This window comes from Tateyamaria sp. (assembly GCF_059783535.1).
Genome location: NZ_JBYNDP010000134.1, coordinates 1 through 9,361 on the forward strand (window position 1 = coordinate 1; position 9,361 = coordinate 9,361).

At 56.8% G+C, this 9,361-nt stretch carries 11 protein-coding genes; 5 read left to right on the plus strand and 6 right to left on the minus strand.

What is annotated here, in order from left to right; all coding sequences use genetic code 11:
* The first annotated feature begins 119 nt into the window (after positions 1 to 119).
* The 3 genes from AC6RA8_RS18590 to AC6RA8_RS18600 all read left to right on the plus strand — a co-directional run bounded on the left by AC6RA8_RS18590 (position 120) and on the right by AC6RA8_RS18600 (position 3,011).
* On the plus strand, positions 120 to 1,097 hold the full coding sequence (locus AC6RA8_RS18590; protein WP_500354745.1) for a TRAP transporter substrate-binding protein: 978 nt from the start codon (positions 120 to 122) through the stop codon (positions 1,095 to 1,097).
* Positions 1,098 to 1,162: 65 nt separating this feature from the next.
* Positions 1,163 to 1,699 (plus strand): TRAP transporter small permease, encoded by a 537-nt coding sequence (locus tag AC6RA8_RS18595; protein ID WP_500354747.1) that lies wholly within the window; start codon positions 1,163 to 1,165, stop codon positions 1,697 to 1,699.
* A gap of 4 nt (positions 1,700 to 1,703) precedes the next feature.
* Positions 1,704 to 3,011 carry a TRAP transporter large permease gene (locus AC6RA8_RS18600; protein ID WP_500354749.1) on the plus strand — a complete coding sequence of 436 codons (1,308 nt, stop codon included), beginning with the start codon at positions 1,704 to 1,706 and terminating at the stop codon, positions 3,009 to 3,011.
* Positions 3,012 to 3,327: 316 nt separating this feature from the next.
* Here the strand turns inward: AC6RA8_RS18600 and AC6RA8_RS18605 are convergent, their stop codons facing one another.
* The 4 genes from AC6RA8_RS18605 to AC6RA8_RS18620 form a co-directional block, all read right to left on the minus strand.
* Positions 3,328 to 4,143: an alpha/beta fold hydrolase gene (locus tag AC6RA8_RS18605; protein WP_500354751.1), complete on the minus strand. Its 816-nt coding sequence runs from the start codon at positions 4,141 to 4,143 to the stop codon at positions 3,328 to 3,330.
* A gap of 196 nt (positions 4,144 to 4,339) precedes the next feature.
* Positions 4,340 to 4,972: a class I SAM-dependent methyltransferase gene (locus tag AC6RA8_RS18610; protein WP_500354753.1), complete on the minus strand. Its 633-nt coding sequence runs from the start codon at positions 4,970 to 4,972 to the stop codon at positions 4,340 to 4,342.
* Positions 4,969 to 5,775 carry an MFS transporter gene (locus AC6RA8_RS18615; RefSeq protein ID WP_500354755.1) on the minus strand — a complete coding sequence of 269 codons (807 nt, stop codon included), beginning with the start codon at positions 5,773 to 5,775 and terminating at the stop codon, positions 4,969 to 4,971. The genes AC6RA8_RS18610 and AC6RA8_RS18615 overlap by 4 nt, the downstream gene beginning before the upstream one ends.
* Positions 5,772 to 6,335, minus strand: a complete 564-nt coding sequence (locus AC6RA8_RS18620) for an MFS transporter (RefSeq protein ID WP_500354756.1) — start codon at positions 6,333 to 6,335, stop codon at positions 5,772 to 5,774. Before AC6RA8_RS18620 ends, AC6RA8_RS18615 begins: the two co-directional genes overlap by 4 nt.
* A 153-nt stretch (positions 6,336 to 6,488) precedes the next feature.
* Here AC6RA8_RS18620 and AC6RA8_RS18625 point away from each other — a divergent pair, with 153 nt between their 5' ends.
* Positions 6,489 to 6,914 carry an RrF2 family transcriptional regulator gene (locus tag AC6RA8_RS18625; protein ID WP_500354758.1) on the plus strand — a complete coding sequence of 142 codons (426 nt, stop codon included), beginning with the start codon at positions 6,489 to 6,491 and terminating at the stop codon, positions 6,912 to 6,914.
* A 212-nt stretch (positions 6,915 to 7,126) separates the two neighbouring features.
* Here AC6RA8_RS18625 and AC6RA8_RS18630 read toward each other — a convergent pair whose 3' ends face one another.
* Positions 7,127 to 7,543: a hypothetical protein gene (locus AC6RA8_RS18630; RefSeq protein WP_500354760.1), complete on the minus strand. Its 417-nt coding sequence runs from the start codon at positions 7,541 to 7,543 to the stop codon at positions 7,127 to 7,129.
* 154 nt (positions 7,544 to 7,697) lie between these two features.
* Here AC6RA8_RS18630 and AC6RA8_RS18635 point away from each other — a divergent pair, with 154 nt between their 5' ends.
* Complete coding sequence (locus tag AC6RA8_RS18635; protein ID WP_500354761.1) at positions 7,698 to 8,426, plus strand: RNA polymerase sigma factor; 729 nt, start codon at positions 7,698 to 7,700, stop codon at positions 8,424 to 8,426.
* A 349-nt stretch (positions 8,427 to 8,775) separates the two neighbouring features.
* Here AC6RA8_RS18635 and AC6RA8_RS18640 read toward each other — a convergent pair.
* Positions 8,776 to 9,361: SRPBCC family protein (locus AC6RA8_RS18640; protein ID WP_500354763.1), on the minus strand; the 586-nt coding region annotated here is incomplete at its 5' end.

The following is a 9,361-nucleotide window of genomic DNA, read 5'->3' on the forward strand; positions in this document are numbered from 1 at the left end:
GAAGGATCACCGCAGGTCTTGTCGCGGAACAGCCCGTAAATACTGACATAAGTGCATTTAACCCAATGCGTTTTTCCTAAGGCCGCGCCAAAAAAGTAATGACCACCAGGGAGACTACAATGAAAAAAATCACCACAACATGCGCCACGCTGGCTGCGGCGACGATGCTAGCATTGCCCGTCGCTGCACAAGAAAAATGGGACCTGCCGATGGCATATTCAGGGTCCAACTTTCATTCCGTCACCGGCGCCGAGTTTGCTGAATGTGTGACAACCGGCACCGGCGGCGCCATCGAGATCACAACGCACCCCTCCGGCTCACTCTTTGCGGGTGCAGACATCAAGCGCGCCGTGCAAACCGGCCAAGTCCCAATTGGCGAACGCCTGCTGTCGGGCCACCAGAACGAAAGTGCGATCTTCGGCTGGGACTCGGTTCCCTTCCTCGTGTCGTCCTTTGATGAGCATGACAAACTCTACGGCGCGGCCAAACCACATCTCGAAGAATTGCTGGCCGAGCAGAACCTGACCCTGCTCTACTCCGTGCCATGGCCGCCACAGGGCCTCTACTTCAACAAGGAAGTGAACGGCGTGGCCGACATGGAGGGGATCAAGTTCCGCTCCTACAACAACGCCACCGCACGTCTAGCCGAGCTGACCGGCATGCTGCCCGTACAGATCGAGGCGGCTGAAATCAGCCAGGCCTTCGCCACCGGCGTGGCTGAATCCATGGTATCGTCGGGTGCCACCGGCTACGACCGCAAGGTCTGGGAAAGCCTCAGCCACTTCTACGCCGTGGATGCCTGGCTGCCGCGCAACTACATGCTGATCAACTCCGACGTCTGGTCGGGCGTGGACGACGCCAACAAGAACGTAATCAACGCCTGCGCCAAACTAGCCGAGTATGCGGGGACATGGCGCGCCAAGGAGTACACCGGCTTCACCCTCGCCGGTCTGGCCGAAGGCGGCATGGCTGTCGGACCTGCAGGCGATGCACTGATGTCCGAGCTCAAAGAGGTTGGCGCCACAATGACGGCCGAATGGCTCGAAGCTGCGGGCGAAACAGGCAAGGCCATCGTCGACGCCTATAACGCCAACTAAGCAACGCAAGGCGGATCGATCCATGACGGACCGGCCCGCCTTTCCTATGCGCGGGGGACAGACCCATGACCGGACTTCTGCGCGGTCTGCGCCGCGTCCTTGATTTCATTTACCTTGCCGCTGGGGTACTCGCTGCCCTTTGCCTGATCGCCATCCTGCTGCTGATCGTGGCCCAGATGGTTGCGCGCTGGACGGGTGAAATTTTCCCGGGTGCAGCCAACTATGCGGGCTACGCTATGGCTGCCGCCAGCTTCTTTGCATTTGCCAACGCCTTGAACCGTGGCGCACATATCCGCGTGTCACTTCTGCTGAACGCAGTGCCTGCCGGGTTCCGGCGGTTTCTGGAAATCTGGTGCTTTGCCATCGCCGCAGGGGTCATGTGGTACTTCACCTACTACGCCTACTGGTTTGCTTACTGGTCGTGGAAGTTCAACGAGGTCAGCCAGGCCCAGGACGCCACGCCCATGTGGATCCCTCAATCGGTCATGGTCATCGGCGGTGGCATCCTCGCCCTGTCCCTGACCGACCACCTGGTCCATGTGCTCTTCCGCGGCGATCACCGGATCAAGCGGGACCTTGTCGACCAGAGCTTTGCGGAGTAGCCCCATGGAAGAAGTCTATGCCATCACGCTGTTCCTGTTTGTCCTGTTCCTTCTCTTGGGCACGGGGGTCTGGGTCGGCCTTGCCCTGATGGGCGTCGCCTGGGTGGGGATGGAGCTGTTCACGTCCCGCCCCGTCGGCGACACGATGATCACCACCATATGGGCCACATCCTCAAGCTGGACGCTGACGGCGCTGCCGCTCTTTATATGGATGGGCGAAATTCTATTCCGCACGCGGCTCAGCGAAGACATGTTTCGCGGCCTCTCGCCTTGGCTCGCACGGCTACCGGGCGGTCTCGTGCACACCAATATCGTGGGCTGTACGGTCTTTGCTGCTGTTTCGGGCTCTTCCGCCGCCACGCTGACCACGGTGGGCAAGATGTCGATCCCCGAACTGCGCGCGCGCGAGTACCCCGAACGCATCGTGATCGGCACGCTTGCGGGCGCGGCCACGCTCGGACTTATGATCCCCCCGTCGCTGGCGCTCATCGTCTACGGCGTCACCGTCAATGAATCGATCACGCAGCTGTTCTTTGCAGGCGTGTTCCCGGGCCTGTGCCTCGCGCTCATGTTCATGGGCTACGTCGCCGCCTATTCGTACCTGTCGGGCAGCTGGAACCCAAAGCGGGAGACCGGCATGTCTTTCGCCGAAAAGCTGCGCAACTCGCGCTTCCTAATTCCGGTCCTATGCCTGATCTTCGTCGTTATCGGATCGATGTATGCAGGCTATGCCACAGCGACCGAGGCCGCGGCGATTGGCGTGATCGGCGCACTGGTGCTGGCAGCCAGCCAAGGGTCGCTCAATTGGAGCACGTTCACCGAAAGCCTGATGGGAGCCACAAGAACCTCCGCTATGATCGCGCTTATCCTTGCAGGGGCGGCCTTCCTCAAGCTCGCGATGGGTTTCACCGGCCTGCCCCGCGCGCTGGCGGACGGCATCGCCACGATGGAGCTGTCGCGGTTTGAACTGCTGATGATCCTGATGGTGTTCTACATCGTGCTGGGCATGTTTCTCGACGGCATCTCGTCCGTGGTGCTGACGATGGCGGTGGTCGAACCGATGGTGCGTGAGGCAGGGATCGACCTGATCTGGTTCGGCATCTTTGTAGTCGTAGTGGTCGAGATGGCACAGATCACGCCACCGATCGGCTTCAACCTCTTTGTGTTGCAAGGCATGACGGAACACGAAATGGGCTACATCACGCGCGCAGCATTCCCGATGTTCATGATCATGGTCCTGATGTGTTTTGTCCTGATCTGGTTCCCCGACATAGCAATGTGGTTACCCGAGACGATGAGACAGGCACCTTAATACGTATCTGCCTCATGCCCATCATCACTCGTTGACTGCCGAACTCTCAATCCCAAATGATTGAGGCAAATAGCAGTCTCGTGGTACCCGAGTGGCTATCACCAAAGCCAAAGCGCGGAGCCTATAGGAATACGTTCATGTAACGTTCCATTTGACATTACCTGAACACATATAAAAAGGCTTTTTTTGTTTCAACACAGCTTTATCACATTGGTGCAGCACTTTGACCAAAAATTTCGTATTGTTTTACCTTAGCCCGACGCAACTTAAATGCTCCCTAGGGTCAGGACTCACTCATCACGGATGGAGTCGGAAGTTAAAGAAAACTCGAAAGCGCCTTCAATACCGTTTCAGGAGACTCAAGTTGCGGAAGATGGCCGACGCCACGCATCACCTCAAATCGGTTCTGGCCAACGAGCTCATGCAGTGCTCTGCCACGCTCGATCGGTATCCAGGGGTCATCCTCTCCCCAAATGACTTTGACCGGGCATCGAATGTCACCGAACAGCGGCTCCACCTCGGCGGTGTACTTTTCGTCCGCTTGTGCGAATTGGCGATAGAAGCTGCTATTCCCTTCCTCCGCCAGCCAGGGCGTGACCAGTTGATTTAGGTCTTCTTCATGTATCTCGCCTGCGAGCGCAACCTGAATATAGGCTACTACGATTGCCTTGTGGATGTGATCCGGAAGTCCGGTGAAGGCGTCAACATGTTTGCCAACGTGATCAAAAAATTCAGAACCCCATGGACGCATTGCGACTACGTTCATGAGAACATAACGCTCGAACTCGCAGCCATGGAACAGGTGAGCGCGCAATGTCGTCGCTCCTCCAAAGTCATGCGCGATGACAGTTGGGGACTCTAGGCCCCAGTTCGACAGCATTTCGGCAAACACCTTGCCTTGAACATCAAGTGAGGTCGGTTGATCGCCACGCTTCTCAGATTGCCCGTATCCCGGCATGTCGTACCAGTGAACTTTGTGGGTCTTTGAGAGTTCCGGAATGATCCGGTGCCAGGAAAATGACGGCCAGGGCCACCCATGCGCGACAATCAAATCAGGCCCTTCACCGCAACGTCCCGCCGAAACCCGACCTGCTGAGGTTTGATGCTCTTCAGAAAGTTTCCACATGGTCATAGGTCAACGCCTGATCCGTAACTCTCCTAATAGGCTACGCTGGTCGCTTGGCTTTGGGAAGAACCAGGAATTGTCGGGAGTCGTTTTTTGGGGACACCTCGTTGCGGCCCTATGCGGTCATTTTCCACGGAGCTCGTCGCTACGGTGCAGCCCGTCAGAGGAGACTTCGGGTAGAGAATTGAGCGAGGCGTCCCTCTCACTCCTTGACCAGCCCGATGACATTATCGAGGACCTGCGCTGTTTGCCCGTTGGGCCCGTGCGCGGTTCGGCGGACCGCATCTAAGAAAGCGACCTTGTTATCAGAAGCTGCATACCCAAGGGCGGCCAAGTCCTCTTCCCGTGTGGGGTAGGGATGATCTTCCTTATTCCATGACCATGGGGCTGCAGACCCATGCGTAACGATCAACAACATGCCACCCGCCGCAAGCTGGTCATATGCCTGGGCAAAGACCTTGCGCCGTGGGAAATCGAAAGGCGTTTGCAGGAACATCCCTGAGATGAAGTCAAAACGACCCTCAGGAAAGGACATCGCCAGATCATGGCGCTCGAAGGATATCCGATCCGTCACGCCCCTTTCCGCAGCGTTGGCCGCCGCAATGTTCAGGGCCTCTTGGGCGATGTCGGTTGCGACGACATCCCAACCTTGCCGCGCCAACCAGATTGCATCGTCACCCTTGGCGCAGCCCAGATCGAGTGCGCGGCCTGGGGAGCGATCTATTGCGAACCGTTCGAGCATGGCAGAGGGTTGGCCTCGTGTCCGATGGCTCGCGCCGCGATACAGGTCATCCCAGAAATCCTGCGCAGACTGTCCAGCTTTTGGTTGCATCATGTTTCCCCCTTTTTTTGAAAGATCACACCCAGACCGCACAGCAGGCTGGCCACCGCAAAGACGGCACCCGGAAAGATCAGCGCAGCTGATGCTGCGTCGCTGGTGGCGCCCGATCCGTTAACGAAATAGAGGCTGCCTACGATTGCGATACTCGGAGTGATGCCAATTTGCTGTGCCGTCTGGAGCATTCCCGACGCGGCCCCGGCTATGTCATTTGACACCTGAGCAAGTGCGCTCGACATCAGTGCGACATTGCTGAGCCCCATGCCAAATCCGACCAGCGCGAGCGGTATCAACAGAACAGGCGCCGTGATGTCATCGCCGGCTTGCGCGAAGGCGAATACGATTAGGGCGATGCCCACGCATGTCAGGACCGATCCGAGGCCCGGCAGCGACCACGGGTTTGACTGGCTCCACCGCCCTGCTACGGCCGCTCCGGCGACAGCGAAGATCGGATGCGCGGCAAGCGCCATGGCGACCTCCCCCGGCGACAGCTGAGGTCCGGCTTGCAAGGCGATCGCCAACAGAAAAGGAACGCCCGCGATGCCGCAAAAGACCAACAGGATCATGGACGCCGGTTGCAGAAACGGGGCGGACCTCAACAGGGCCGACGGCAGTAATGGCCCAATGCTGTCGGACACTGCGTTCCGCTGGGTATAGATAACGTAGGCAAAGAGCAGGAAACTCGCCGGAGGCAATACCATGATCCATATCGGCCACCCCATGGTCCGCCCCTGAACCGCTGCAAGAACAAGGCCCGTCACAGCAAGCGCAACCAGCAATCCGTTCCGAACGTCGATCATTTTTGAAGTGCCTTTGCCATCGGGGGCAGGAAAGGCACCGAGATCAGCAATGATAGAATACTAGGCGGGATGACCAACAGGAAGACCGAGCGCCACCCGAATCCGAACAGATCAATCGTAAGGATCGCACCGCCGATGATCGGACCCGCAACAGCACCCAATGCGCTGACCATTCCGAAGTCGCCCACAGCGCGCCGCCTCTGGTCTGGTGGTAGGATCACCTGGGTCAACGCCAGAACTTGCGGCATCATCGTCGCGGCCCCGACGCCCTGAAGAACGCGTGCTGCGATTAACGCCGTTATGCTCTGCGCCGTTCCCGCAGCCAGACCACCGAGTGCAAAACCTGCCACGCCAAACAGAAACAACCGGCGACGCCCCAAGGCATCACCGAACCGGCCCAAGGGCAGAAGCAGGGCCGCGAGGGGCACAAGATAAGCCAGCAAAATCCACTGCGACTGCACATCCGTCGCTCGCAAATCAGCCGCGATGCTTGGCACCGCGATGTTGACCACCGTAACATCCAGCAGCATGACGAAAGCGGCAAGCAGGAGAGCCCACACGGCTATCCACGGCCTCTTTGTGGCGAGCGTTTGGTCTGCCGACGGTTTCGACATTTGGGCTCGAGTTCAATCAATTCATGTGACCTAAAATGTCATATCAATATCTCGTGTCAACAATTGTCACGAGATGCGAGATCAGATACAATCCACCCCATGAGAACCGACAACAGGCTCCCCCGTGTGCTGCACATCTTGCTTCATCTCGACGAGATTGATGAGCCGGTGACGTCTGAGCGCATGGGCGAAATGTTCGGCATGGATGCCTCACTGGTGCGGCGAACTATGGGGGGCTTGCGCAAACACGGGCTAGTGGCCTCGATCAAAGGACACGGCGGCGGGTGGCACCTTCAGCGCCCGACTGCCGAGATTAGTCTGCTGCAGGTCTACACGGCACTCGGCTCACCGAACGTCTTCGCGATTGGCGCGCCAGAGCCGTCCTCGCCGTGCTTTCTGGAACATGCAGCAACCGATGCAACTAGAGCCGCCTTGGAGACCGCACGTCATCTCTTTGAGGAAGAACTTAAAGGCGTGTCCGTGGCAGATTTGGCTAGTCGAGTGAAGACCGGGATGCCCTCTTGAGTTCGCGCTGCCGGCCCAAAAGACATTCACCACCTATTTGCGATGCTGCGGTCACAGCCCGCATAACTGACATTCGCTACTATTGCGTTCTTGACTAGATCTCGAAGGATCAAGTCGCGGTGCGAAACAGCCTTTCGCTTCAAACTGAACGAAAGGCTGCTGCGTCTGTCATAGGCTTTGGTACCGCTGTCCCTCAGATTGGGTTGTATGGGTTACCAAGCGTAGGCGTCTTCAAGGCTATGAAAGTAACCCATTCGAAATGGCCTGCTTGTTTCAGGGATCGGGACCTCGCCGGGTGCACTGAGGTCGCCGGTCGCCACCGCTAACTTCGCAAGCCCCGCTTGCATGTATACAGGCAGGATTTCGCGTGCCCACCATGTGTCATAGCTCTCGGGTTGGCCCTCTTCGTTTCCTCGAAGCCAAGCAAACCCAGAACCTGTCTGATCAAGTTGCCGGGCATCAATCACGCCACGTTCCGGGCGATGAGCAAGACACAGCTGAGCGAATTCGCTGATTGCTTTTCGGAAAAGGGCGACGTCGACACTCGCGTCAGACTTCCATGAAAAGAGTAGCGCGTCATTATTCTCGGTTTTCTCGAAACTGTAGGCGGGTTCATTCGCAAGCATCATGGTGATGTCCTCTCGGTTTTGTCATGTACTCTGAAGACGTGGCCCAAAACTTGAATGATACGGTCGAGGACAATTTTTTTGCGCGGAACACGTATCCTTCTGGCGAATTCATTCGTCTGCATTGCAGTATGAAACAATCAAAGGTGCATACGTCATGAGCAGCCCATGTCCGGATTCGGAAGACGCCCTGGCCACCACGCTAAGTGCTGCCCGCCCGAAGTTGCACCGCTATTGCGCTCGAATGATCGGTTCGGCGATCGACGCCGAGGATATCGTCCAAGACGTACTGCTGACTGCACAGGTAAAGTTGCTCGGGTCGGACGTGATCAACACAGAAGCGTGGTTGATACGCGTTGCTCATAACAAGGCAATTGACCATTTGCGCTCTCAGGCACGCCACAAGACTGCCCCACTTGATGAACGCGACATTACGGGCTTCAACCTGCCGCCGTTCCACACACAAGAGATCGCCAAAGTTGCGCTATCTGTCTCTCTACAGGTTACGCCATTGCAGCGAGCCTGCGTTATTCTGAAAGATGTTTTGGGTTACACGCTTGCTGAGATCGCCGACATGCTCGAAGATCAGTCGGTTGGCTCCATTAAGTCGGCCTTGAACCGAGGCCGCAACAACTTGAAACGCCTAGGCGCACAAACCACGGAAGAACAAATCATCCCGCTTCCGCCAGCGGCTGCGGCGTTGTTGCAGCTTTATGCTAAGAGGTTCCGAGATCGCGACATACCTAGTATCCAAAAAATGCTGATAGATGACGTACGCCTAGATTTGGTTGCGGTCGTCCGCACCCAAGGCAAAGATCGTATTGGCAAATATTTTGGCAATTATCGTGCGCTCGACATTCTGGAATTGCGCTTAGGACAATGTTAACGCCGGGCAGCATTGTGGGTCGACGATGGCCAACAACCCTTCATCATACTGCTTGAATTCAACGCCGATCATGTTGTTGGCATACGCGACTTTCATTTCGCACGCTACGTCGTTGAAAATGTCACCTTCCATGCAGTTTGATCAGGAACAAGCCGACGCCGGCTTTCGTCGCTTTGCAACTAACGGCATTTGGCGCAGCGTCTGGAACTAGGGCTCAAACCGGTTATCGGACCGGCTTCGTCATGGATCGCAAACGGTTCAGTACCGGTGAGGTCCGATCAATGGAGAAGCTTGCTTTGGATTGAAGTAGCCGAATAGCAGCTTTGGCCGTGTCGCTTTGCTGTACTGGTCAAACTCCCCCGACCCTTTTTGATAGGCTTTGAAGGTTCGCGTCGATGATCTTGCCCATCATCATCTTCATCATGGTCTGCCCCAAGAGCCATCCGAGCGGCCGGTAATTGACACGATAGTCCAAGGTCCATGTGACCTTGGACTTGCCACCCATAGGGGTGATGCGGATTTCAGAACTTGCCTCGTGCAAGGGCATCGCCGCCATATGGTAAAGCCGAACAGTGTACCCGCTTCCGGGTTTCCATTTGGTCACTTCTTCAACCACGGACGTGCCGTTCGCGAAGTTGTTGCGGCGTTTCGAACCCAAGCCAACCTCACCATCGGTCAGGGCATCCACAGAGGTGATCTGTGGAGCAAACTCATCAATATGCATGTAGCGGCTGAGCACGTCCCACACCGCATCGGGCGTTGCGTCAATTGTTAGGCTGCGTTCGTGGTGGATCATCTTCTGGCTCCATTTTTCGTTCTCTGAGCCTGTCCTAGAAAACCCCACTCTCACCGTTATGACAGTAGTGTGAGAAGAGAGTGCAAAATGCGTCGCACCGAACGCCTGTTCCAGATTATCCAAATACTGCGATCTACCC

Bases quoted from the DNA above. Each gene is read 5' to 3' on its own strand.
- AC6RA8_RS18605 (WP_500354751.1), bottom strand. From the start codon at position 4,143: ATGACCATGTGGAAACTTTCTGAAGAGCATCAAACCTCAGCAGGTCGG.
- AC6RA8_RS18590 (WP_500354745.1), top strand. From the start codon at position 120: ATGAAAAAAATCACCACAACATGCGCCACGCTGGCTGCGGCGACGATG.
- AC6RA8_RS18625 (WP_500354758.1), top strand. From the start codon at position 6,489: ATGAGAACCGACAACAGGCTCCCCCGTGTGCTGCACATCTTGCTTCAT.
- AC6RA8_RS18635 (WP_500354761.1), top strand. From the start codon at position 7,698: ATGAGCAGCCCATGTCCGGATTCGGAAGACGCCCTGGCCACCACGCTA.
- AC6RA8_RS18595 (WP_500354747.1), top strand. From the start codon at position 1,163: ATGACCGGACTTCTGCGCGGTCTGCGCCGCGTCCTTGATTTCATTTAC.
- AC6RA8_RS18630 (WP_500354760.1), bottom strand. From the start codon at position 7,543: ATGATGCTTGCGAATGAACCCGCCTACAGTTTCGAGAAAACCGAGAAT.
- AC6RA8_RS18610 (WP_500354753.1), bottom strand. From the start codon at position 4,972: ATGATGCAACCAAAAGCTGGACAGTCTGCGCAGGATTTCTGGGATGAC.
- AC6RA8_RS18600 (WP_500354749.1), top strand. From the start codon at position 1,704: ATGGAAGAAGTCTATGCCATCACGCTGTTCCTGTTTGTCCTGTTCCTT.
- AC6RA8_RS18615 (WP_500354755.1), bottom strand. From the start codon at position 5,775: ATGATCGACGTTCGGAACGGATTGCTGGTTGCGCTTGCTGTGACGGGC.